This is a genomic window from Chelativorans xinjiangensis, assembly GCF_009812055.1.
In the GTDB taxonomy this organism is placed as follows: domain Bacteria; phylum Pseudomonadota; class Alphaproteobacteria; order Rhizobiales; family Rhizobiaceae; genus Chelativorans; species Chelativorans xinjiangense.
Genome location: NZ_WQNH01000001.1, coordinates 71035 through 93375, shown reverse-complemented (window position 1 = coordinate 93375; position 22341 = coordinate 71035). Strand labels below are relative to the sequence as shown.

The 22341-nt window shown below is 64.1% G+C and carries 22 protein-coding genes; 11 read left to right on the top strand and 11 right to left on the bottom strand.

The genetic code is table 11. The features are described from left to right. Nucleotides 1-67 precede the first annotated feature (67 nt). The 7 genes from GM910_RS00425 (at nt 68) to GM910_RS00395 (ending at nt 7208) form a co-directional block, all read left to right on the top strand. Complete coding sequence (locus tag GM910_RS00425; RefSeq protein WP_159585442.1) at nt 68-1084, top strand: amidohydrolase family protein; 1017 nt, start codon at nt 68-70, stop codon at nt 1082-1084. 389 nt (nt 1085-1473) lie between these two features. Beyond that, nucleotides 1474-2370: a methylenetetrahydrofolate reductase gene (locus tag GM910_RS00420; protein ID WP_159585440.1), complete on the top strand. Its 897-nt coding sequence runs from the start codon at nt 1474-1476 to the stop codon at nt 2368-2370. A gap of 37 nt (nt 2371-2407) precedes the next feature. Beyond that, a complete protein-coding gene (ligM, locus tag GM910_RS00415; RefSeq protein WP_159585438.1) occupies nt 2408-3805 on the top strand; it encodes a vanillate/3-O-methylgallate O-demethylase in 1398 nt (465 codons plus the stop codon). 119 nt (nt 3806-3924) lie between these two features. Beyond that, nucleotides 3925-4668 carry a GntR family transcriptional regulator gene (locus GM910_RS00410; protein WP_159585436.1) on the top strand — a complete coding sequence of 248 codons (744 nt, stop codon included), beginning with the start codon at nt 3925-3927 and terminating at the stop codon, nt 4666-4668. Between the two features lie 485 nt (nt 4669-5153). After that, nucleotides 5154-6113 carry an ABC transporter substrate-binding protein gene (locus GM910_RS00405; RefSeq protein WP_159585434.1) on the top strand — a complete coding sequence of 320 codons (960 nt, stop codon included), beginning with the start codon at nt 5154-5156 and terminating at the stop codon, nt 6111-6113. A gap of 14 nt (nt 6114-6127) precedes the next feature. Further along, nucleotides 6128-6826: a L,D-transpeptidase gene (locus GM910_RS00400; protein WP_425482636.1), complete on the top strand. Its 699-nt coding sequence runs from the start codon at nt 6128-6130 to the stop codon at nt 6824-6826. Between the two features lie 103 nt (nt 6827-6929). After that, entirely contained in the window at nt 6930-7208 is a 279-nt protein-coding gene (locus GM910_RS00395) for a hypothetical protein (protein ID WP_159585430.1), read from the top strand. A 173-nt stretch (nt 7209-7381) separates the two neighbouring features. Here GM910_RS00395 and GM910_RS00390 read toward each other — a convergent pair whose 3' ends face one another. Together GM910_RS00390 and GM910_RS00385 are read right to left on the bottom strand one after the other, a co-directional pair. After that, a complete protein-coding gene (locus tag GM910_RS00390) occupies nt 7382-8503 on the bottom strand; it encodes a 5-methyltetrahydropteroyltriglutamate--homocysteine S-methyltransferase (RefSeq protein WP_159585428.1) in 1122 nt (373 codons plus the stop codon). 102 nt (nt 8504-8605) lie between these two features. Beyond that, nucleotides 8606-9298 (bottom strand): TetR/AcrR family transcriptional regulator, encoded by a 693-nt coding sequence (locus GM910_RS00385; protein WP_159585426.1) that lies wholly within the window; start codon nt 9296-9298, stop codon nt 8606-8608. A 157-nt stretch (nt 9299-9455) separates the two neighbouring features. Between GM910_RS00385 and GM910_RS00380 the strand changes: the two genes are divergently transcribed. The 4 genes from GM910_RS00380 to GM910_RS00365 all read left to right on the top strand — a co-directional run bounded on the left by GM910_RS00380 (nt 9456) and on the right by GM910_RS00365 (nt 13546). After that, entirely contained in the window at nt 9456-10463 is a 1008-nt protein-coding gene (locus GM910_RS00380) for an efflux RND transporter periplasmic adaptor subunit (RefSeq protein WP_159585424.1), read from the top strand. A gap of 7 nt (nt 10464-10470) precedes the next feature. Beyond that, the gene (locus tag GM910_RS00375) at nt 10471-11712 is read left to right on the top strand and encodes an ABC transporter permease (protein WP_159585422.1); all 1242 of its coding nucleotides are present in this window, start codon (nt 10471-10473) and stop codon (nt 11710-11712) included. Then, entirely contained in the window at nt 11709-12419 is a 711-nt protein-coding gene (locus GM910_RS00370; RefSeq protein ID WP_159585420.1) for an ABC transporter ATP-binding protein, read from the top strand. Before GM910_RS00375 ends, GM910_RS00370 begins: the two co-directional genes overlap by 4 nt. Nucleotides 12420-12925: 506 nt before the next feature. After that, nucleotides 12926-13546: an outer membrane protein gene (locus GM910_RS00365; protein WP_159585418.1), complete on the top strand. Its 621-nt coding sequence runs from the start codon at nt 12926-12928 to the stop codon at nt 13544-13546. A gap of 75 nt (nt 13547-13621) precedes the next feature. Here GM910_RS00365 and GM910_RS00360 read toward each other — a convergent pair whose 3' ends face one another. From GM910_RS00360 to GM910_RS00320, 9 genes are all read right to left on the bottom strand, one after another. Further along, entirely contained in the window at nt 13622-14068 is a 447-nt protein-coding gene (locus GM910_RS00360) for a TIGR02588 family protein (RefSeq protein ID WP_159585415.1), read from the bottom strand. A gap of 14 nt (nt 14069-14082) precedes the next feature. Beyond that, the gene (locus GM910_RS00355) at nt 14083-14955 is read right to left on the bottom strand and encodes a TIGR02587 family membrane protein (protein ID WP_159585413.1); all 873 of its coding nucleotides are present in this window, start codon (nt 14953-14955) and stop codon (nt 14083-14085) included. A 42-nt stretch (nt 14956-14997) separates the two neighbouring features. Beyond that, entirely contained in the window at nt 14998-15981 is a 984-nt protein-coding gene (locus GM910_RS00350; RefSeq protein ID WP_159585411.1) for an alpha/beta hydrolase, read from the bottom strand. 347 nt (nt 15982-16328) lie between these two features. Then, nucleotides 16329-17087, bottom strand: coding sequence for a FadR/GntR family transcriptional regulator (locus tag GM910_RS00345; protein WP_159585409.1), 759 nt, complete (start codon nt 17085-17087; stop codon nt 16329-16331). Beyond that, nucleotides 17084-18196, bottom strand: coding sequence for a four-carbon acid sugar kinase family protein (locus tag GM910_RS00340; RefSeq protein WP_159585407.1), 1113 nt, complete (start codon nt 18194-18196; stop codon nt 17084-17086). The genes GM910_RS00345 and GM910_RS00340 overlap by 4 nt, the downstream gene beginning before the upstream one ends. After that, on the bottom strand, nt 18197-19189 hold the full coding sequence (locus tag GM910_RS00335; RefSeq protein WP_159585753.1) for an ABC transporter ATP-binding protein: 993 nt from the start codon (nt 19187-19189) through the stop codon (nt 18197-18199). It lies immediately after the preceding gene. Between the two features lie 5 nt (nt 19190-19194). After that, nucleotides 19195-20205, bottom strand: a complete 1011-nt coding sequence (locus GM910_RS00330; RefSeq protein ID WP_159585405.1) for an ABC transporter ATP-binding protein — start codon at nt 20203-20205, stop codon at nt 19195-19197. Next, on the bottom strand, nt 20205-21155 hold the full coding sequence (locus GM910_RS00325) for an ABC transporter permease (protein WP_425482641.1): 951 nt from the start codon (nt 21153-21155) through the stop codon (nt 20205-20207). Before GM910_RS00325 ends, GM910_RS00330 begins: the two co-directional genes overlap by 1 nt. 8 nt (nt 21156-21163) lie before the next feature. Then, nucleotides 21164-22120 (bottom strand): ABC transporter permease, encoded by a 957-nt coding sequence (locus tag GM910_RS00320; RefSeq protein ID WP_159585401.1) that lies wholly within the window; start codon nt 22118-22120, stop codon nt 21164-21166. Nucleotides 22121-22341 lie beyond the last annotated feature (221 nt).

Below are 22341 nucleotides of genomic sequence, written 5' to 3'. Positions count from 1 at the left end.
GAGATGATTGTTGACTTCACATGGTTCGCCACGCATCCTTGCCCCGGCAACCGGCGAGCGAGGACCCATGAAGAAGATCGACATTTTCAACCATATCTGGCCAAAACCTTTCTTCGAGGCGCTGATCGCGCATGTCGGCGAGATGACCGACATCACCATGCGCTCGGGCGCAGTGCCGATGATGACGGAGATCGACCGGCGCTTCGAGGTCATGGACATGTTCGGCGAGGACTATCGTCAGGTCCTCTCGCTCGCCTCGCCGCCCTTGGAGAAGATCGCCGGGCCGGAAAAGGCGCTGGAGCTTTCCCGCATCGGCTCCGATTCCATGGCCGAGCTTTGCGAACGATATCCGGAGAGGTTCCCCGCCTTCATCGGCACGGCGCCGATGAACAATCCCGACGCACTGGTTGAAGAATCGAAGCGCGCCGTCGAGACGCTCGGCGCCGTAGGCATGCAGATATTCACCAACGTCGCCGGAAAGCCGCTCGACCTGCCGGAGTTCGAGCCCTTCTTCGATTACATGGCCTCGGCCGGCAAGCCCGTATGGATGCACCCCGCGCGCAGCGAGAACTTCCCCGACTATCAGTCGGAGAGCCGTTCCGAGTATGAGATCTGGTGGACCTTCGGCTGGCCCTACGAGACGTCCGCCGCCATGGCGCGTCTCGTCTTCTCGGGCATCTTCGACAAGTATCCCGGCCTCAAGGTCATCACCCATCACGCCGGCGGCATGGTGCCCTTCTTCGAGGGGCGCGTCGGCCCCGGCTGGGACCAGATGGGCAAGCGCACGACCGACCGCGATCTTGCCGCCGTGTTGAAGGCGTTGAAGCGGCCGCATCTCGACTATTTCAAGGACTTCTACGCCGACACGGCGTCCTTCGGCTCGCGCAAGGCCATCGAGCACGCGATCGCGTTTTTCGGAGAGGATCACGTGCTCTTCGCCTCCGATGCGCCTTTCGATCCCGAGGGCGGGCCGATGTATATCCGCGAAACGATCGGCATCCTGGACACGCTCGACGTGTCCGAGGCGACACGCAGGAAACTCTACCAGGACAATGCCGTCGAGCTTCTTGGGTTGGCCATCTGAGGGAAGGGGCGATGGATGCGTCCATTCCCGCTTGCGGCCCGAAGACCCCGTAGGGGATTGATCCGTCACGGATATTCCAGAGCGCAGCGACATCGACCAACCGGTATACTGAAAATCAGCGGGTGAAACGATCGCGTACGGAGTCTGGAACTTCGGCGCTGTGCGGAGCCTTGTCGCGTAGGCTTGCTTTTCAAGATAGCGCCATTCCAGAAGCCATAGTTAACAAGGAAATGCGGCACTAAGGGCACTTTCTGGCGCACTTGTGGATGGAGCGGCCATCTCTGTTTTCGAATTCCAAGCACGATTGACAGCACCTGCGAAGAAATGCAGATTGTATACCGTTAGAATGCATCGGTACCCGACATTGTCTTGCAGGTGAGGAGCGATTGATGACGCGGGAGCACGCAGCTGAGGAAGAGACGGCGCTGGCAACGCTGCTGCAAACCTATTCCGTCGAGGTGACGGCGCGCGACGAGCGGTCGCTCGGTGCGGTTGCCGAGATCCTTCGGCCTGGAACGGAAGTGTTCGTCGCCAACCTGCCGAACGAGGGCGCCGACGTACTCATCAGGGCGGCTGCAAAGCTGCGCCATGCAGGCCTGACACCCGTGCCGCACATCGTTGCCCGCAACCTTGGCAGCCGGCGGGAGTTCGAGGAGATGCTGGCGGGCCTGGCCGGCGAGGCGGAGGTGCAAAAGGCGCTGGTGCTGGGCGGCGACCGCGACCGGCCGGCGGGCGAATTCGACGCCGCTCTTCAACTTATTCACACGGGGCTTCTTCAGGAGCATGGCATCCGGCGGATCGCCGTCGCCTGCTATCCGGAAGGCCACCCGCGCATCTCCGCCGATGTGCTGTGGCAGGCGCTCCGCGATAAACTCGATGCCGCCAACGAGGCCGGGCTCGACACAGCTTTGGTGAGCCAGTTCCTATTCGATCCGAAACTCGTCGTGACCTTTGCCAAAGCGCTCCGCAGCGCCGGCATCACGGCTCCCTTGCGCGTGGGCGTCGCCGGGCCGGCCAACCGGGCGAAGCTCATAAGATATGCCCTTCGCTGCGGCGTCGGCGCCTCCTTGCGCGTGCTGAGGGAACGCGGCAATCTGGCTCGGAACGTGCTTGCGGGCTTCACACCTGACGAGCTTCTGGGCGAGATCGCGCTCGCCCAAGCGGTCGACCCGTCTCTCGGTATCGCCGGGGTCCACTTCTTCACCTTCGGCGACCCGGCACGCTCCGCCCGCTGGGCCGAGGAGCAGCGGCAGCCCAGCCGCGAGGACGCCATGGCCGGCGCGTAAGGATCATCGAAACGTCACGCATCGCAGGGAGGAAACCATGCAGAACCTGGAACAGAAGCTGAAAAGCGCCGGCAATCCGGTGGAGATGCTGCGCCATTCGCAGATCGGCGCTTATGTCTATCCGGTGGTACCGGCCGAGTTCACCAACTGGCGCGACGAGCAGCGCGCCTGGCGCGAGACGGCAGTGCTGTTCGACCAGTCGCACCACATGGCCGAATTGATGATCGAGGGGCCGGACGCGCTCAAGCTCCTGTCGCATCTCGGCGTCAACAGCTTCGCCAATTTTTCCGTCGACAAGGCCAAGCAGTTCGTGCCTTGCAGCCACAGCGGCCACGTCATTGGCGATGTGATCCTGTTCCACCTGGCCGAGAACCAGTATCTCATCGTCGGCCGCGTACCGGCGATCAACTGGGTCCAGTTCCACGGGGAGACGGGCGGCTACGACGTCAAGCTCGACCGCGACGACCGTTCGCCCGCCCGCCCCATGGGCAAGCCGGTAATGCGCCGGCGCTACCGCTATCAGATCCAGGGCCCAGCGGCGATGAAGATCCTCGAGAAGCTGAACGGCGGGCCGCTGCCCGAGGTCAGGTTCTTCAACATGGATACCATCCGGATCGGCGGCCGCACGGTGCGCTGCCTGCGCCACGGCATGTCGGGCGAGCCGGGGCTGGAGGTCTGGGGGCCTTACGAGGAGGGCGAGGAGGTGCGCGCCACCATCCTTGAGGCGGGAGCCGAGTTCGGCATCGTGCCCGTCGGCTCACGCGCCTACGCCACCAACACGCTGGAATCGGGCTGGATTCCCTCACCGCTGCCGGCCGTCTACACGGGCGACGAGATGAAGGCCTTCCGCGAGTGGCTGCCGGGCGACGGCTACGAAGGCACAGGTTCGATCGGCGGCAGCTTCGTCTCCGATAACATCGAGGACTATTATCTGACGCCATACGAGATGGGCTACGGGCCGTTCGTCAAGTTCGACCATGACTTCATCGGCCGCGAGGCGCTGGAGAAGATCGCCGACCAGCCGCACCGCCGAAAGGTGACCTTCGCCTGGAACGCCGACGACGTGGCCAAGGTCTTCCGCTCGCTTCTGGAGCCCGGCATCGACAGCTATAAATATATCGATCTGCCGCTGTCGAACTATGCCTCGTCGAACTACGACAAGGTGACGAAGAACGGCAAGACCGTCGGCTTCTCCATGTTCTCGGGCTACAGCTACAACGAGCGCTCCATGCTGTCGTTGGGCACGGTCGACCCCGATGTCCAGATCGGCGACGTGCTCACCCTCACATGGGGCGAGGAAGGCGGCGGCACGAAGAAGACCACCGTCGAGCCGCACAAACAGCTGGAGATTCGCGTCAAGGTCTCGCCTGTGCCCTACTCGCGGGATGCCCGCGAAACCTACGCCGAGAGCTGGCGGACCAAGCAGGCGGTGTAGCCCATTTCCCTCCCCTTGAGAGCGTCTAGCTCCGGGGGCGGGAATACGCTTGACAAGCCGTTGTATACAGAAGGTATTCTTGGGCTCACCGAACAAGCTGCAAAGATCAGGGTGAGGCGATGAGACGCTCGGCGGACAAGAAGCGGGACAGCCAGACCTTCAAGGCGCTGCTCGGCGTGCGCGAGCTCGTGCTGGGCGGCACGGTGCCGCCGGGCGAGCGGCTGTCGGAGGCGGTTCTTGCCGAGAGGCTCGGCATCTCGCGCACGCCGCTGCGCGCCGCCCTTGCGCGCCTTGAGCAAGAGGGGCTCCTGGAGCAAATCCCCTCCGGCGGCTACGCGGCCCGCAGCTTCACCATGGCCGACGTCTTCGACGCCATCGAGCTGCGCGGCGTTCTGGAGGGCACGGCCGCGCGGCTTGCCGCCGAGCGCGGCGTCCCGCCGGCTCGGATGAAGGCCATCAAGCAGCTCGTGGCCGAGCTCGACAGGACCTTTCGCGGCCGCCCGGAGGACATGCTGTTCGACCAGTATGTGGAGCTCAACGCCGAGTTCCACGCCATGCTGGCAACGCTTCCGGGAAGCGAAATGATGCGGCGCGAGGTGGAGCGGGCCGCGCACCTTCCCTTCGCCTCGCCCAGCGCCTTCCTGGAAAAGCAGGAGGATGTGCTCGCCTTCCGCCTTTCTTTGGTACACGCCCAGCGCCAGCATCGGGAGATCGTCTCAGCCATCGAGATGCGCGAAGGCGGGCGCGCCGAGGCGCTGGCGCGCGAGCACGCGCGGCTGGCGCGCCAGAACATGGAGTTCGTCTTGGACGAGGACCGCAGCCTGATCCCCCGCGTGCCGGGGCTGGCGCTGGTTTCGGCTTGATTTGCAAAGGGTCTCGGCGCGGGCAAGGGACAAGGCGCGAGAGCGCGGAAAGAAGGCTGTTGGGAGGTTGAGGTAGGGGCGGCGCGAAGTCGGCGGTTGCGCTGTCCGACTGGTCCAATCGATGCAACGGCATGGCTCCATGCAGCACGCGAATTGCTTACCTATCTCACATATACATCAGCGTTATCCTCCCATTTCGCTGATGTTTCCCCTCTGGAGGTTTTCTGACCTTCATCTGGCCGGGCCGCTGTGCCCGGCTTTTTTCTGCCTGTAAGATAACGTGTTCACAGCGGGCATTCCCCCTACGATATCCTATCGGTCGCCGCAGCTTTGTGCGGCCCTGAGGGGGACCGCAAGCGAAGCGCGCTCCACGCGCCGTAGTGAGTTCGCGGCCGGGACGAAATGACTTCATTTTGTATACGAGTTATGGTTTTGTATACAGACGATGATTATCGTGGTGGCGAAAATGCCAGAGGGGAGAACAGATGCAGTTATGCGGCATCGCCCGAACAGTCTTGACCGCTGCGGCGGTGATCACAACACTTGCTACAGCACGGGCGGCGGACCTGGTTATCGCCATGCCCAACTGGCCGTCCGGCCAGGCAACGGCCAATATCCTTAAGGTCAGTATCGCAGAGAAATTTGGACTTGATGCCGAGGTCCGCGCAATGGGCACGCTGTCGGCATTCGGCGGGCTGGATTCCGGCGAAGTGGACATTCATCCCGAGGTTTGGCGTCCCAATCTCGATGACTTGATCAGGAAATATGAGAGCGCCAAAGGAAGCGTGATCGTCAGCCTGGTCGGTGTGCCGGCATGGCAGGGTCTTTGCGCGACCCCGGAGACCGCCACCGAGTTTGGCATCAAGGATGTGGCGGATCTTAGCGATCCGGAAAAGGCCGCCGCGCTCGACACGGATGGCGATGGGCGAGGCGAGATGTGGATCGGCGCGTCGACATGGTCTTCGACAGGCGTCGAGCGGGTCAGGGCCAACAGCTATGGCTATGCAAAGACGCTAACACTCGTCGAGGCTGAAGAGGACGTTGGGATGGCTGCGGTCGATGCGGCCGTGGCGACCGGGCGGCCCATGGTTTTTGCGTGCTATGCACCGCACCATGTTTTCAAGCTCCATGACATCGTCCGGCTCACGGAGCCGGCGCATGACCGGTCGAAATGGAATATCGCGCCTGCGGAAGATCCGCTCTGGATCTCCAAGTCAAGCGCGCCCGTGGCCTGGGGCATCTCGCATTTCCACATCGCCTATTCGACGAAGTTCGGCGAAGAACATCCGGATGTGGCGGCATTCCTGGAAAAGGTCAATTTCAGGTCGGCGGAGGTGAACGCAATGACCTATGCGCTCCAAGTCGAGCGCCAGGATCCCCACGACTATGCAAAGAAATGGGTCGCCGACAATGGCGGGCGCGTCGACGAATGGGTGAAGCCATGACAGGGAAGAAGGCGATGGAAAAGCGCTCCGCGGCTTCCCCCGTTGCGCGCAACGCCCATTTGCACCGTCGGATCTTTGCAGCCGTGCTTCTGGTGGCCTTCGGTCTTGGAACCACGCCTACCCATGCCGAAACGCAGATATTCGATCCGCAAACCCGCAAATGGGTGAAATATGACCGGCAGACGGCGACGAGATATTTCGCCCGCAACAAGCAGCCGCCGGAGGCCTTCCGCCGTCAGGTCGTCAAGTTCCGCACCGCTGAGGAACCGGGCACGATCATCATCGACGGCAACCAGCATTTCCTCTATCTGGTCCAGCCCAATCACCAAGCGATCCGCTACGGCATCGGCGTTGGGCGGGAGGGGTTCGGATGGGCCGGTATAGTCAGGGTGGGGCGGACAGCGGAGTGGCCGACCTGGACACCGCCGGCGGAGATGGTCGAGCGCGATCCCAATGCCCGGCAATGGGCGGCCGGCATGCCCGGCGGTCCGGACAATCCTCTCGGTGCGCGGGCGCTTTATCTTTATGAAGGCGACCAGGATACGATCTACCGCATCCACGGGACGCCCGAGCCTTGGACGATCGGGCTTGATGTATCGTCGGGCTGTATCCGCATGAACAATGACGACGTTATCGACCTGCATTCCCGCATTGCGGTGGGGGCCAAAGTGATTGTGCTGATGCAAGGCGCAGCGCTCTACAAGGGTGTTTGAAGATCAAGGACGTTCGAAGGGGACGTCATATTGGAGAGGGGAAACAATGCTGATGTCGCTGCTTCAGCTCAGGGGCCCAGGTGTGTCCGCCACCGGAGTCTTCATGGCAAGCCTGATACTGCTTGCCGGGTGTGCTTCGGGCCCCGAACCCGCGCCACAGGAGATGGCCCGGTCCAGTCATCAGACGGCACCCGCCGACTTGCAGCTTTTGTGTGCGAGTGCCGCGGCGAACTCCGCGGGGGTAGAGGGTGCCAGGGTGCTCCCGGTCAGTTCGCAACAGCTTGACGCCGGCAACTACCAGGTCGAACTCGATGCCGCCGGCAGCAGGATGAGCTGCATCATCGATGGCGAGGGAAACGTCACGTCGATCCAGCCTTCGTAGGGCGGGCAGGACAGAGGGGGCGCCGTAGGGCTCGGCTTTTCAAGCGATTGCCCTGGCAGGGCAGGAGCATAGGTTTCCGCCGCAAACAGGGATGTATCGCTAAAGGCGCTCTCGCCCCATCAGACGAGAGCGCCTTGTCGTGTTCCAATGGTGCCGGCGCGGAGGGGTGCGGCTCACACCTCTCCCCAGATCGCCTCCGCCGTTTTCACCACCAGCTCCAGCTTGCGCGTCTGGTCGTCCTCGGTGATGAGATTGCCTTCCTCCGTCGAGGCGAAGCCGCATTGCGGGGCGATGCCGAGCTGGTCGAGATCGGCATATTTGCCTGCCTGGTCGAACTTGCGCTTCAAGTCGTCGAGAGGCTCGAGGTCGGGTACCTTGGTGGTGATGAAGCCCGGCAGCACGCGCTTCTTGCCCTTCGGCAAGAGGCGTAGCGGCTCCAGCCCGCCGGCGCGGTCCGTGTCGTACTCCATGAAGTAGATGTCGACGCCCGTCTTGTTGAACACGGCATCGGCCGCCGGATCGTAGGCACCCTCGGCAACCCAGGTGGACTTGAAGTTGCCGCGGCACATATGCATGCCGATCAGCATGTCCTCCGGCCGATCCTTGATGGCGTCATGCATCATCTTGGCGTACTGGTCGATGAGCCAGTCCGGGTCGAGCCCTTCCGCCTTCTTTTCAGCGCGGATCTTCGGGTCACACAGATAGGCGAAGAAGATATCGTCCATCTGCAGATAGCGGCAGCCCGCCTCGTAGAATTTTTTCACCGCCTTGGCATAGGTGCGGGCGAGATCGGCGAAGAGAACTTCGAGGTCCTGATATTCCTTCGGGTTGACGTCTTCCTTGGCCACCCGGAAGTGGCAGCAGCTCGGGCCCGGAATGGAGATCTTCGGCGTTACCTTGGCCACCGACGCCAGATACTTGAAATGGTCGAGCATCGGGTGGTCGTCGGGAAAGTCCAGCTTGCCGGTGATGGTCGGGAAGATCGGCCGAACGGTTGCGCCGTGGAACTGCAGGCCCTGCTCTCCTTCCCGCTCCTCCAGGTCAAGGCCTTCGAGAGCACCCATGAAGTCGAAGTGCCAGAAGGAGCGGCGTAGCTCTCCGTCGGTGACAGCCTTCAGGCCGAGGTTTTGCTGCATCTTCACCACGTCGGTGACGGCGGCGTCCTCGACGTCCTTGAGCTCTTCGGCCGAGATGGATTTGTTCTCGTAGAACTTCCTGCGCGCCTCCTTGACGGGAACCGGGCGCAGAAGCGAACCGACATGGTCGGCGCGATAAGGCGGAGTGTGGGTCGTCATGGCTTCCTCGATTTTCGGGACTTGGCGAGCGCCTGGGAGCACTCTTTGGATGGTGTCCATGTTTACCCCTTTGGCCGCATGCTGCAAGGCACTGAAAGCGGTTTATGGCCCGGCTTCGAGCAATGCGCGGGAAAACCCCGGCTCGGCCATCTGAATCGTGCCGTCGGGTAGCTTCAGGAGCCGGTCGATGGCGATGCCGTAATAGCGCAGTCGCATGTCGAGCGCATGGACGGCCTCGTCGATCCTGCCGCTATCGGCCTCGCGCAGGGCGTGGTGCATGATTTTTCCCAGCCCCAGGCGCATCTGCAACAGCATGTCGGCAAAAGCGTCCGGATCGGGCGCATCCAACACGCCTTCCCTGGCGCCCTCAGTCAGAATGTCGGCGATGAGAGGCGCGACGACGGCGCTCACCGCCTGATCTGTGCGGTGGAAAAGCACGATGTTTTCCGGCCGAAAGACGACGTCGAAGGTGCTGCGCATCTGCGGCGCCAGCTCCACCTTCAGGCGCCGCGAGCCGGCGAACAGCGCGTTGAGCCGCTCTACCGCGTCGAGCGACGGATCGTCGATGATAGGCTGGAGCTCGGCAAGGCTCTCGCGCGCCAGCCGGGCCGACAAGGCTTCCAGCAGCGCCTCCTTGGAGGCGAAATAGTGATAGAAGGCACCCTTCGAGATGTCCGCTTCGCGGATGATGTCGTTGACGGTCGTATTGTCATAGCCGTGCTTGAAGAAGAGGCGCTGGGCGCAGTCGAGAAGCTCGGCCGAGCGGATTTCCGGCGGCTTGATCACACGGGTCACGCAACAACTCTCCTTGCGAGATGTCAAAGACGGACTGCCAGGCACGTGGAACCTGTGCGCGGCAAACCTGCTTCGGGACGACATTAGACCGACGGTCGGTCTAATGCTATAGCTACCGCCGCCAAATGCCGGAATCAACTGCCACCAGGAGACGACCATGCCACTGATGCGCCTTCTCATCGGGCTGTTGGTCGTGGCGGTCATTACGGCCGCGGCCATATGGTATATGTGGCGGCCGGCTGAGGTTTCGATTGCGCACCCGACGCGTGGTGACGCCGCGGAAATCGTCTATGCCAGCGGCGTTGTCGAGCCGCGGCGCTGGGCGAAGGTCACGCCCCTCGTGCGCGAGCGGATCGTCGAGCAATGCGATTGCGAAGGCTCAAGGGTGGAAAAAGGAGACGTGCTCGCCCGACTGGACACCGGGGAGGCGGAAGCCGCCCTTGCCGAGCTCGAAGCGCGGCTGTCGCTGGCACAGGGCGAGTTGAGGCGCCTTTCCGTGCTTGCAGAAAGGAATGCAACCAGCCAACAGTCCGTTGATAGGGCGCAGAGCGAAGTGAGCCAGCTCGAAGCGCTGGTGGCGGGGCAGAAGGCACGGCTCGAAAGCTACGTCTTGCGCGCGCCAAGCGCCGGTGTCGTCTTGAGGCAGGATGGCGAAGTGGGCGAGGTGGCCGACCTTGGCACGGTGCTTTTCTGGGTGGGCGACCCAAGCCCGCTCCTCGTCGTTGCCGACGTCAATGAAGAGGACATACCGCGCGTCGAGCCGGGCCAGCGCGCGCTGCTCAGCTCCGACGCCTTTCCCGGCCGGCAGCTCGACGCGGTCGTCGACAGCATCACGCCCAAGGGCGATCCCGTCTCGAAGACCTACCGGGTACGCTTCCGCCTGCCGGAGGAGACGCCGCTGATGATCGGCATGTCGGTCGACGTCAACGTCGTTGTCCGCGTTTCGAAAGACGCGCTCCTGGTCCCCTCCGTCGCCGTTGAGGGAAACCGCGCCTTCGTCGTCGAAGAAGGCGAGGCGCGGCTGCGGGAGGTCGAGATCGGCATTCGCGGCACCGAGAATGTGGAGGTGTTGTCCGGCCTTAAGGAGCGCGCGCGTGTCGTTTCGCCCTATCCGCAGGATCTCGCGGATGGTGCGCGGGTGAGAGTTTCCGTCGGAGACGGGTGAGAAAGCCATGCAGCTCATCCTGGAGATTGCCTTCACCCATATTGCCGGGCGCGGACGGCAGACGCTGGTCGCCGTCATCGGCGTTGCGGTCGGCGTCGGCTTCTCCATTGCGATGGCGGCGCTCATGGAGGGCGGACAGGACGACTTCGTCGAGCAGCTCGTCAACACCATGCCGCACGTCGAGGTGACTGACGAGGAGCGTTCCGCGCGCCGTCAGCCGGCAGAGGCGGTCTTCGCCGTCACGGAGATCTCGGGCCTCAGGCCGCGCGAGGACCGTCGCGGCATCATCAATCCGACGGCCGCCCTTGCCTGGCTTGGAGGATGGATCCCCGGCCGCTTCGCGCCCAGCTTGAACGCGCAAGGGGTGGTGCGCTTTTCCGGCCGTGAGGTTGGCGCCACCATCATCGGCATCGACCCGCAGAGCGAGCCCGGCGTCTCCCCCATCGTCGGCGAATTCGTCGCCGGCGATTTCGCGGCGCTGACGGCAGGCGGCAACAACGTCGTTATCGGCGACACCATGGCCGAGCGGCTGGGCGCGGAGCTGGGCGACACCGTCACCGCCGTCTCCTCGCAGGGGCTGACGCGCAACTTCAGGATCGTCGGCCTCTTCCATACGGGCACGACGGCGCGTGACGAGGGCGAGGCTTATGCGCTTTTGAAGAACGCGCAAATCCTGGCGGAGCGGCCGAATGCCGTCAACAAAATCCGCATCAAGCTCGATGATCCCAACCAGGCACCGATGGTGGCGCGGCGCGTCGAGGCCGAGCTTGGCTACAAGGCCGTGGCCTGGCAGGAGGCGAACGAGTCGATCCTTGAGGCGCTCGTCGTGCGCAACGTCATCATGTACACGGTCGTCGCGGCCATCATGCTGGTGGCCGGCTTCGGCATCTTCAACATCATCTCCACGATTACCCACGAGAAAGCACGCGACATCGCCATCATGAAGTCGCTCGGCTTTGCCGAGAGCGATATGCGCCGCCTCTTCCTGCTCGAAGGTGTGGTAATCGGCTTTGGCGGCTCCGCGCTCGGCTGGGTGCTTGGCTTCGGCCTCGTCTACGCCCTATCGCTGGTGCGGTTCGAGCTTGCCGCCACGGGCCAGGAGATGACGCAGCTGCCCGTCGCCTGGAGCATCTGGCATTACCTCATCGCATCCGGCTTCGCGCTGGCCGCGGCAGCGGTGGCAGGTTACCTGCCGGCGCGGCGCGCGGCCAGGCAGAACCCGGTCGACATCATACGGGGCGCGACATGAGCGCGCTGATCGAAGCGGAGAACCTGACGCGCATCCTGCACGAGACGGTGCCCGTTACCCTGGTCAAGGACGTCTCGCTCACCGTCGGCGAAAGCGAGTTTATCGCCGTCACCGGCCCCTCCGGCTCCGGCAAGTCGTCGCTGCTTTACCTGCTCGGCCTGCTCGACCGGCCGACGAGCGGGACGCTCAGGGTAGGCGGCCGTGACGCCGAACCGATGGGCGAGGGGGAACGCGCCAGGACCCGCCTTTCCATGATCGGCTTCGTGTTCCAGTTCCATTTCCTGCTGCCCGAATTCTCCGCGCGCGAGAATGTCGAAATTCCCATGCGCAAGCTCGGCCGGTTGAGCCGCCCCGAGATGCGCGCGTGGGCAGCGGAGATTCTCGAATCGCTCGGCCTCGAAGGTCATATCGACAAGCGCCCGGACCAGCTTTCGGGCGGACAGCGCCAGCGCGTGGCGGTGGCGCGGGCGCTCGCCAACGACCCGCCGCTGATCCTCGCCGACGAGCCGACGGGAAGCCTCGACACCAAGAGCTCCGAGCAGGTGTTCAAGATCCTCGAGGCGCTGGTGCGCGAACGTGGCAAGACGGTCGTCGCGGTCACCCACGACCTCGGCATGGCCGCCCGCATGGACCGCCGCATCCATCTGGTGGACGGCATGGTCGAGGCCGATGAAGATGTTGCCGGCGCACAAGCGCAGAGGACCTGAGGGAAAGTGCAAAAAAAAGCGCCTATCGGGGGAGGAGATCCGACAGGCGCCTTTTTGGGTGGCCAGCACTTGGGAGGAGGATAAGGCTGGCCTGGCTCGACAGGATTTGGGAGGAGGAGAACCCCGTCGAGAACTTGACGCTTACATAGTCCGGTCACGGCACGGTTTAAAGGGGCGAAACGCATATCTGCCTTGCATTTTTGTGCAGTGCGGCATTCGGGCGCAGCCAGCTCAGCCTTTCCGTAGCCACAGCATCAGTTCGGGTTGAGTCATGCTCAACCTATAGGTGCTGATTCTTGCGTGGTTCCTTCCACGATAATACGGTTAAATACCGGATATCTTGCCGTATCATATCGCCTCAGGGTTGAGCAAATCGCTTTCGCCTGCTATGGAAATTACAACTGCAGGTATAAATCGAGGCCCTCATGCGACTGCGCCCGCTAATCCCCTTGGCAATATTCCTCACGTCTCCTGCTCTTGCCGCCGACATGATCTATGAGGAGCCGATGCCCGCTCCCACCGTCGTAGCGCCAATGCCCACCTATGACTGGCGCGGATTCCATATCGGCGTCGACGGCGGATATGGCTGGGGAGAAATCGACCACGACAAATACGAGGATTCGATCGATCTTACCGCCAAGGGCGCATTCGGCGGTATCTTCGCAGGCTATGACTATCAGTTCGACGACTGGGTTCTCGGTATCGAAGGCGATATCCAGTTCTCCAAGGTCAACAAGGAGGTCACCTTCTCGATCCCGGACACAGGCCAACTCACCTTGGAATACGGCCCCAAACGATTCGGTAGCGCGCGCCTGCGTGCAGGTCCGGCAGCAGGCCTGCTCCTGCCCTACGTGACGGGCGGCTTGGCCTTCGGAAAATTAGAGGTGTCCGGAACCGCCGTGGATCTCGACGGCGAACGCTACCACGAAGAAATCAACGACACGACTATCGGATATACGATCGGCGCCGGTGTCGATTATGCCCTCCGCAAGAGGCTCATCGGCAGGATCGAATACCAATACATGGACTTCGGCGAGTTCCGCTTTTCGGGCATAGACTCCGGCACAGCCACCGAGGTGCCCTTCCACATGCATACCGTGCGCGCGGGGCTCGGCCTCAAGTTCTAGGACATTCCGCAGCCGGGTAGTTCCATTCGGCTATACCTGGACGCAAAAACCAGCTTCCATTTTTCCTGGACTTGCTCAAGGATCCGTATAGCCCTTCGCGGCAAGCCGCAGCCGGTAGCGGTCAGGGTCCTGGCTGAAAAGGAGTCCGCCCCGCTGCCTGGAATGCGCGGGGATGTAATCGATCGTGATCCGGCTCGTCTCGATCGTCTCGCCATCGCGCTCGATCCGCCCCTCGATCTCCACGCCCGCGGCGGTGGCATCGCCTCGGTTGACGGCGCGGAAGTCGACGCGGAAGCCGTCGTCCGTCACCTCGACCTGTTCGACGAGAACGCGCAGATCTGGCTTTATCGCCGTAGTGTTGAGCGCGTGATAGAGGATGAAGCCCACCATCGCCAGGATGACGGCGGCCGAGAGCCCTCCTGCCACCCATTCGAGCGTGTGCGGTTTCTTGTTTCGGCTTTCCTCACGCTTCGGTGTTTGCGCCGCCCCACTCTTCGCCGACCGCTGCCGTTTCTGTCCCATCTGTTACCTCCTCCTCAGAGGATCAGCCGGGCCGCAGCCGCACCGATGGCAGCGGGAAAGGCCAGCACGACCATGGACATGAGCACCGGCATCAGAGCGGCATCGTCGGTCCGCCCGAAGGTCCAAAGCGCATAGAGGCTGATCAGCATGGCGATTGCGTAGCCGGTGATGGTGAAGCGCAGGAAAGCGCTCCACCATGGCGTTCCAGGCGGCAGGGAAGGGTCCGAGCCCGCGAATTCCAGGGCATAGACGAAGGCGTGCATCAGGAAGATGGACAAGGCGATCAACGCCAGCGCGTGCCATCCGGTCATCTTGTAGGAAATCAGCACCATCTCCTCGGTCGGCGCTACGTTGAGGCTGAGGAAGAGGGCGCCGACCGCCATCAGGAACAGCTCGCTGGCATAGTTCACCCGCTCCGTCCTCTGGGACGGCTCGGCCTTGCTCCCCCCTAGCTGGCTGCGCCCGAGAAGTGCGCCGATGCTGGCAGGCACCGACTGCAGGGCTACCTTGCCGACGATCTCGTCCGCAGACATGGCCAAGGTGACAATGCCGAAAACGGCGAGTACGACGGCGCTGGCAACGACACCGATTGCATAGGCGACCGCCATGTCGCGAAGGTCGTCGTGCCAGCGCGTCGTCTCCTCGAAGCCCGCATGGTGGGAAAGGAGTATCAAGAGCGGCATGTTGAGGATCAGGAGGAGAGCGAGGCGAAAGCGGTCCATGTAGAAGCCGAGCCACCACATCTCCATCGTCATCAGCATCGGCAGGCCGAAGATCAAGGCGCCGCCGAAGCCCCGGCCGAGCCCGACGAGCAGTTTGCGGCGCGGCGACCGGCGTGCACGCTGTTCTATTTCTTGCCCGGCAGGGCGGCTTCTCGCCTTTTGCATAGCTGTCCGGAACGCGTCGGACTGGCGTTGCGTTCCCGCCGTTCAGGCCACCTTGTCCGAGCGGACCGCCGTCAGCGCCATCAGCCTGCGGCTTACCCACCGCCGCACATAGGCGTTCGTCTTGACGGCTATCGGGGTTTTCAGCCGATTGAACGCATGCGGCGCCTCCGGCACGACCGTCAGTTCTGCATTGCCGTTGGCGGCGTTCCAGCGTTCGGCCATCTGCAGGGTGTCGTCCAGCAGCGGGTCGAGAGCGCCAACCAAAAAGAGCGCCGGCGGAAGGCCCGCCAGTTCCCCGTAGAGCGGAGAGATATCCGGTCTGCGCCGTTCTTCCTCGCTCCGGTCCGCAGTCAGCCGCTTGAGGTTGCGAAAGGCCGACGGGCCGTGCAGCACCAGTGTCTCGGGCCCCGCGGCGCGCAGGCTCGGGCTGCCGCTCAGGTCGTAGGCGCCGTAAAACAGCACTGCCCCGACAAGCCCGGAGGCCTGCCCCGCATCGCGTAGCGCAAGCAGTGCGCACGCCGCCAAATGCGCGCCGGCCGATTCGCCGCCGATGACGATGCGGTCCGTCCCGAATTCGCTCTCGCAGTTCTCCACGAGCCAGAAGGTCGCCTTGCGGCAGTCCTCGATGCAGAGATCGAGCCGGTTGTCGAGCGCCAGGCGGTAATCGACACTCACCACGGCCATACCGCATTCCGCAGCGATCATCGCGTTGCATGGGTCGTCGCAGCGCGCGTTGCCGACGATCCACGCGCCACCATGGATATCCAGATAGATGCCCTTGGGCCGGGTGTTCGGGCGCAGGATCCTGATCGGGACCCGCCCGCCGTCGAACGTCACCTCACGCATCTCGACGCCTACGTTCAGACGCCGCAGATAGGGTTGCGGACGAAGCTGCTGCATCCGCATGGTGCCCTGCATGAAAAACGCCTTGATCCGCCCACGCGGGCGGAATTTCGGCATCCAGGCGAGCTTCCGGTTCAGGTGTCTGGCTTCAGCGATATCGGCGGGATCGAGACGAAGAGGCATGTCTGAATTCAATACGCTGGGGCAGGGCACGTCCAGGAGGTTTGGTCGGGCCGGCCCTATGAGTTTTCAATAAAATGCCCGCTTTTCCAAGGGTCGCAGGATCGCGGAACCATTGTGAAGCAGCCGTTGCAGCTTCAACCGAACCAGAACCTCAACCAGCGGCCGGCAAAAAAGTTCCGGCAGCAGCGCCGACCGCCGGACTGGACCTTGCAGCATCATTATGCGAGTCTGCGACTCACTGCGGAACCGTCAAAGGCAACCGCAGGGCCGGCATTCAGGCAATGCCCCTGACTCCCGGGGGCGCCGGTCTCAGTTCTCCCGGCGGGGGCGCGGGGAGAAGTGCGGCATTATAGCGACAGGTCCAGGATGCGGCCTTCGAACAGGCGGTCGCGCGAGCCTTCCAGGTGTTTGCGCATGGCCTCACGCGCATCCTCGGCACGGCCCTCCACGATGGCGTTGTAGATGGTGCGGTGCTCTTCGAGCACATGCTCCAGCCCTCCGCGCGTGGGGCCCTGCAGCGACAGGCCGTGCAGGTGCATGCCCACCGCGATGTGCTGCTTCAGCGCCTCCATGGAGGAAGCATAGAAGTGGTTGTTCGAGGCGTCGGTAATGGCCTTGTGGAAGCTGAAATCTGCGTCCTCGCGGTGCAGCTTGTGTTGGGTTGCGTCCTTCATCTGGTTGAGGGCCGCGGCGATCTTGGCGATAGCCGCCTTGTCGCGCCGCTTGGCCGCATAATAGGCCGCCTCCGGCTCCAGCGTCAGGCGGAATTCGTAGCAGCGCTGGATGTCGGCGATGTTCTCCACCGGCGCATAGGCGAGCACGGCCGCCGGCGGCAGTTCGCCGCGCACGAAGCTGCCGGCACCCTGCCGCGAATAGATGATGCCCTGCTCCTTCAGCCGGCTTAGCGCATCGCGCACGATGGGCCGCGAAACGTCGAACATGGCGGCGAGGTCATGCTCGGCCGGCAGGCGGCTTTCAGGCCCGTATTCACCCGTTTGAATGCGCTCCAGAAGTTTGCCGTAGACGAGATCGACCAGCTTGACGGGGCGCCCGCGCGGCGGCGCCTCTGCGCTCTTGTCCGCACCGGTGGTTGCATTCTCCGTCATCTGGCTGTCCATTCCCGTTCCCGGCTCCTAGGCGCCCCGGCTATATCCGCCGAACCCTCCGAGAGCAAACCGCTCAACACGTCCACGCGCCCGAATCCGCCGGACTTTACCACACAGGGCAAGGCGACGTCCGTCTCGCAGGCCAATTCGAACCAGGGCAATCCAGGGGCGGCCTCGCCCAAGGGTACGGCCACGCCGGCGCCGAGCGCCGTACAGACCGCCAGAGCCGTGTCGCCGCCGCCCAATGCCAGGAGATCCGGCCTCACCTGCCGGACAAGCCTGACGACACCCTCGGCGAACTGCGCGGCAACCTCTTCCGGCCGCGCCCTCATCCCGCCAGTACAATGCAGGAGGAGCGGCAGGCGCGGGTTGTCGACCTCCGGCACGCGACCATCCGGTGCCGTAACGACCATAAGGTCGGCCCGTGCCGCCTTGAGATGTGCGATCTGGGCTTCGGTGATCGGATCGCGGGACCCGAAGGCGAAGACAACGGCATCGGAGCGCGGCATCGGGGCGGGGGAGAGGCGGCGCTCTGCCTCCAGCGTAGCCGCGAAGGCCTGGCCCAGTCCGCGGGCCCCTATCGCCAGCGTCTGCGACCAGTCTGTGCCGGCAGCGATGTTCAAAAGGTCCCGGTCGTGCTTGGCGTCGGCAACATCCACGGCCAATCCCGCCCCGTCGAACAGCGCGGCAACCGGTATGCAATGCTCCACGCCCCGGCCGATCACCGCGCCCTCGACCGTCCAGCGCCCCTGATCGGGCACTGCCGGTGCGGCAACGGCACGGGCAAAGCCAAAGATTTCGGCAACCGCCACAGTCTCGACGGCGATGTTGCCCTTGAGCCGCGAGTCGATCTTCTTCAATACGACGGCCGGTCGGCCATGACCAAGAATGTGCTCCGCCGCCGCTGCCGCCCGCCCGGCAGCGGCTTCCGGCGAAAGGCCGCGCGAGGCCGTGTTCACGGCGACGATCTCGGGGTTGCCCTCGAGCGCCGTCTTCAGTGTTTCGAGGCGGAGCGCCACGCGTATGCATAGCCCTCTGGCGGCGAAGGGGGCGGCGGTGTCGAGCGCGCCCGTCAAATCGTCGGCGATGACGGCTAACCTAACGCCCATTCATTCGCCTCCGCCCTCCGCCAGGTGACAGGCCACATGGTGTCCGGGCGATGTCTCTCGCCAGACGGGTGCTTCGACGCGGCAACGCTCGATGGCGAGCGGACAGCGGGTATGGAAGCGGCAGCCTGCCGGCGGTGCCATCGGGCTCGGCACATCGCCTTGAAGGATCTGTCGCTGGCGCTTTCGCTCATAGGCCGGGTCCGCCTCGGGTACCGCGGAAAGCAGCGCCTTGGTGTAGGGATGCAGCGGGTTGCCGAACAGGCGGGCGCGCGGGGCGAGTTCGGCCACCCGGCCGAGATACATCACCGCCACCCGCGTGCTGATGTGGCGCACCACCGCCAGGTCGTGGGCGATGAAGAGATAGGTGAGACCGTATTTCCGCTGCAGCTCCAGAAGCAGATTGATGATCTGCGCCTGTATCGACACGTCGAGCGCCGAGATTGCCTCGTCGCAGACGATGAATTTCGGCTCGCAGGCGAGCGCCCGGGCGATCGCCACGCGCTGGCGCTGGCCGCCGGAAAGCTCGTGCGGGTAGCGCATCGCAAAACGCGCCGGCAGGCCGACATCGGCAAGCAGCCGCTCAACGCGTGATTTCACCTCCCCCTTCGGCGCCAGCTTGTGGAACAGGATGGGTTCGGCGATCGCCTCACCAATGGTCATGCGTGGGTTGAGGGTGGAGTAGGGGTCCTGAAAGATGATCTGCAGTTCGCGCCGATAAGGTCTGAGCGCCTTTTCATCGAGGCCCGCCAGGTCGCGGCCCTGATAGCGGATGCGGCCCGCGGTCGGCCGGTGCAATTGCAGGATCGTGAAGCCGGCGGTGGACTTGCCGCAGCCGCTCTCGCCGACCACACTCAGCGTCTCGCCGGGCATGATGTCGAAGGAGATATCGTCGAGGGCATGCACCACCGCCTCGCGCTCCCCGAAGGCGCCGAGGCGCACGTGGAAATGCTTCGTCAGTCCTTCGATCTGGAGCAGCGGCTCGGTCTTCGTCATCGCGTTCATGCCACCGCCTCCGCGATTTCGCCGGCCGCGAAGCAGGCAACGCGATGCGCGCCTTCTCCCTTCACCGGCTCGAGCGCCGGCACGGCCCGCTCGCATTCGGCCCGCGCAATCGGGCAGCGCGGCGCGAAAGGACAGCCCGCCGGCCGGCGGCCGGGCTCGGGCGGCGTGCCGCCGATGGAGCTCAGCTTCTCCGCCCCCTCGTCCTTCAGCCTCGGGATCGAAGCCAGAAGCCCGCGCGTATAGGGGTGTGCCGGGTTCTCGTAGAGCTCGTCGACCGGCGCATCCTCCACCACGCTTCCCGCGTAGAGCACCACCACGCGGTCCACCAGCCCGGCGATCAGCGCCAGGTCGTGGGTAATCCAGACGATGGACATCCCGAGCTTTGCGCGCAGCTCCTTCACGATGTCGACGATCTGCGCCTGGATGGTCACGTCGAGGGCGGTGGTCGGCTCGTCGGCGATCAAAAGCGCGGGATCGCACGCGAGGCCGATGGCGATCATCACGCGTTGGCGCATGCCGCCGGAAAGCTCGTGCGGGTAGTTGTCCAGCCGCTCCTCCGCGCCGGGAATGCCGACAAGCTTCAAAAGCTCGCCCGCCCGCTTGCGCGCCTCGGCGCGGCCCATGTTCCGGTGATAAAGGAGCGGCTCCATCACCTGCTGGCCGATCCTGACCACCGGGTTGAGCGAGGTCATCGGGTCCTGGAAGACGAAGCCGATCTCGCCGCCGCGCACCTTGCGCAACTCCTTGTGCGACATGGCCAACAGATCGCGGCCCTTGAACGTGGCGCTGCCGCCTATGACCGAGATCTTGTTGGGCAACAGGCCGAGCAGGCTCAGCATGGTGAGGCTCTTGCCGCAGCCCGATTCGCCCACCACGCCCAGCGTTTCGCCCTTTTCCACCGTGAGCGATATGCCGTCGACGATGCGCGCAGGCCCATTGCGCGTGACGACCTCGATGGCGAGGTCGCGCACGTCAAGCAGCAGCTCTTGGCCATTCTTCCGAGCCATCACTTCTGCCCCCTCGGGTTGAGCGCGTCGTTGAGCCCGTCGCCGAGGAAGCTGAAGGCGACGGTGGCGACGGCCAGCATCATGGCGGGCGCCAGAAGCAGGTGCGGATAGTTGCGCCACACCCTCAGGCCATCGGCGATCATGTTGCCCCAGCTCGGCATGGGCGGATTGACGCCGATCCCGAGGAAGCTGAAGGCGCTCTCCAGGACCATCGCCGTGCCGAGCCCGGCGCTGACGGCGACGATCAGCGGTCCCAGCGCATTCGGCACGATGTAGCGGGCGATGATGACCGGTGTCGACAGGCCGAGCGCACGGGCCGCGGTGACATAGGGCCGGTTGCGCACGCTCAGCACCTGGGCCCGCACCAGCCGCGCGTAGGGCGGCCAGGTGATCAGCGCCATGGAGCCGAACACGAGAACGAAATCGATGATGATCGAATTGCGGTAGATCGGGTTCAGCGTCTCCAGATATTGCGCCTCCATCCAGCGCGCGAGCGGCGGCTTCAGCGAAGCGTTGATGACGACCACCAGGAGAAGCTGCGGCACCGACATGGTCATGTCCGTGAACCACATCACGAAGCGATCGAGCAGGCCGCCGAAATAGCCGGCGAACGCGCCCAGAACGATGCCGATGAGGGTAGCGACGGCGGTCACCGAGATGGCGACGATGAAGGCGGTGCGCGTGCCGTAGATCACGCGCGAAAGCACATCCCGGCCCAGCTCGTCCGTGCCGAAGGGATGCGCCCATGCGGGCGGCTGGTTGCGGGCGATCAAATCCTGACTCAGGAAGTCGTAAGGCGTCAGCCACGGCCCGAAGACGGCGATGAAGGCGAGCGCCAGGATGATGACGAGGCTCGTCAGCGCCATGCGGTTCTGTTTCAGCCGATACCAGGCATCGCGCCAAAGATTGGCCGGCGGCTCCTCGCGGACATCCTCCTGCTTGAGGGCCATGTCGCTCATCACTGTGCCCTCCGCATATGGGTCGCCCGCGGATCGAGCAGGGGATAGAGCACGTCCACCAGAAGGTTCGACGCCATGACGAGGAACGAGCCGATGATCGTGATCGCCAGGATCAGCGGATAGTCGGAGTTGAGCAGCGCCGAGACGGTGAGCCGGCCGAGGCCGGGCAGACCGAACACCAATTCGACGAAGATCGCGCCATTGACCAGCATGATCATGATGAGCCCGAGCTGGGTGACGATGGGGGTCAGCACCGGCCGCAGGATGTGGCGCAGCGCCACCATGATCTCCGGCACGCCCTTGGCCCGCGCCGTGCGGACGAAGTCCTCGCTCAGAACTTCGATCACCGCCGCCCGCGTCTGCCGCACGGTGAGCGCGATGGGCTGGAAGGACAAGACGATGAGCGGCAGGATGATGCGGAGATCGAAAACGCCGCCCCAGCCATAGGGCACGCTGCTCGACGGCAACACGACGAGAAGCAGCACCATCAGCACGGGGCCGGCCACATAGGCGGGGATCGACCAGAAGAACAGCGCCGAGCCGAGGATGGCATAGTCGAGGCGCGTGTTCTGTTTCAGCCCGGCGATCATGCCGAGCGGGATCGCCGTGACGGCGGCAAGCAGGATGGCGAGCACGCCGAGCTGGAAGGACACGGGCGCGGCTGCCGAAATCATGCTCCACACGGAGCGGCCGGAGAGCAGCGAGTTGCCGAAGTCGCCGTGCAGCACGTTCCAGAGATAATTGCCGAACTGGACGATGAAGGGCCGGTTGAGCCCGGCGCTCTCACGGATCGCCTCGATGCGCACGGGATCATAGGCCACATCGCCCGGCGCGCGCAGGAAGATCAGCTTGATCGGGTCGCCGGTGCCGTAGAAGGCGAGGGCGTAGACGCCAAGCACGATGAGCAGCACCGACGGGATCCAGATTGCCAGGCGGATCAGTATGTAACGCAGCATTGCGGCTCTCTTCCTGTCGTGCGGCTGGGAGCGCGCGTCGGTGCCCCTTCGCGCCCCCCTCTGTCCTGCCGGACATCTCCCCCACAAGGGGGGAGATTGCGCCGGCTGCTCGCCCCGGCGCCTGTTTTGCGACCTTGGCTATTGGCGAAAGCCGTCGTGACGGCCGATCTCCCCCCTTGTGGGGGAGATGCCCGGCAGGGCAGAGGGGGCGTGACGGGGCG

Coding starts and splice junctions, on each gene's coding strand:
- GM910_RS00425 (WP_159585442.1), top strand. CDS start 68: ATGAAGAAGATCGACATTTTCAACCATATCTGGCCAAAACCTTTCTTC.
- GM910_RS00420 (WP_159585440.1), top strand. CDS start 1,474: ATGACGCGGGAGCACGCAGCTGAGGAAGAGACGGCGCTGGCAACGCTG.
- ligM (WP_159585438.1), top strand. CDS start 2,408: ATGCAGAACCTGGAACAGAAGCTGAAAAGCGCCGGCAATCCGGTGGAG.
- GM910_RS00410 (WP_159585436.1), top strand. CDS start 3,925: ATGAGACGCTCGGCGGACAAGAAGCGGGACAGCCAGACCTTCAAGGCG.
- GM910_RS00405 (WP_159585434.1), top strand. CDS start 5,154: ATGCAGTTATGCGGCATCGCCCGAACAGTCTTGACCGCTGCGGCGGTG.
- GM910_RS00400 (WP_425482636.1), top strand. CDS start 6,128: ATGGAAAAGCGCTCCGCGGCTTCCCCCGTTGCGCGCAACGCCCATTTG.
- GM910_RS00395 (WP_159585430.1), top strand. CDS start 6,930: ATGGCAAGCCTGATACTGCTTGCCGGGTGTGCTTCGGGCCCCGAACCC.
- GM910_RS00390 (WP_159585428.1), bottom strand. CDS start 8,503: ATGACGACCCACACTCCGCCTTATCGCGCCGACCATGTCGGTTCGCTT.
- GM910_RS00380 (WP_159585424.1), top strand. CDS start 9,456: ATGCCACTGATGCGCCTTCTCATCGGGCTGTTGGTCGTGGCGGTCATT.
- GM910_RS00375 (WP_159585422.1), top strand. CDS start 10,471: ATGCAGCTCATCCTGGAGATTGCCTTCACCCATATTGCCGGGCGCGGA.
- GM910_RS00370 (WP_159585420.1), top strand. CDS start 11,709: ATGAGCGCGCTGATCGAAGCGGAGAACCTGACGCGCATCCTGCACGAG.
- GM910_RS00365 (WP_159585418.1), top strand. CDS start 12,926: ATGCCCGCTCCCACCGTCGTAGCGCCAATGCCCACCTATGACTGGCGC.
- GM910_RS00360 (WP_159585415.1), bottom strand. CDS start 14,068: ATGGGACAGAAACGGCAGCGGTCGGCGAAGAGTGGGGCGGCGCAAACA.
- GM910_RS00355 (WP_159585413.1), bottom strand. CDS start 14,955: ATGCAAAAGGCGAGAAGCCGCCCTGCCGGGCAAGAAATAGAACAGCGT.
- GM910_RS00350 (WP_159585411.1), bottom strand. CDS start 15,981: ATGCCTCTTCGTCTCGATCCCGCCGATATCGCTGAAGCCAGACACCTG.
- GM910_RS00345 (WP_159585409.1), bottom strand. CDS start 17,087: ATGACGGAGAATGCAACCACCGGTGCGGACAAGAGCGCAGAGGCGCCG.
- GM910_RS00340 (WP_159585407.1), bottom strand. CDS start 18,196: ATGGGCGTTAGGTTAGCCGTCATCGCCGACGATTTGACGGGCGCGCTC.
- GM910_RS00335 (WP_159585753.1), bottom strand. CDS start 19,189: ATGACGAAGACCGAGCCGCTGCTCCAGATCGAAGGACTGACGAAGCAT.
- GM910_RS00330 (WP_159585405.1), bottom strand. CDS start 20,205: ATGGCTCGGAAGAATGGCCAAGAGCTGCTGCTTGACGTGCGCGACCTC.
- GM910_RS00325 (WP_425482641.1), bottom strand. CDS start 21,155: ATGGCCCTCAAGCAGGAGGATGTCCGCGAGGAGCCGCCGGCCAATCTT.
- GM910_RS00320 (WP_159585401.1), bottom strand. CDS start 22,120: ATGCTGCGTTACATACTGATCCGCCTGGCAATCTGGATCCCGTCGGTG.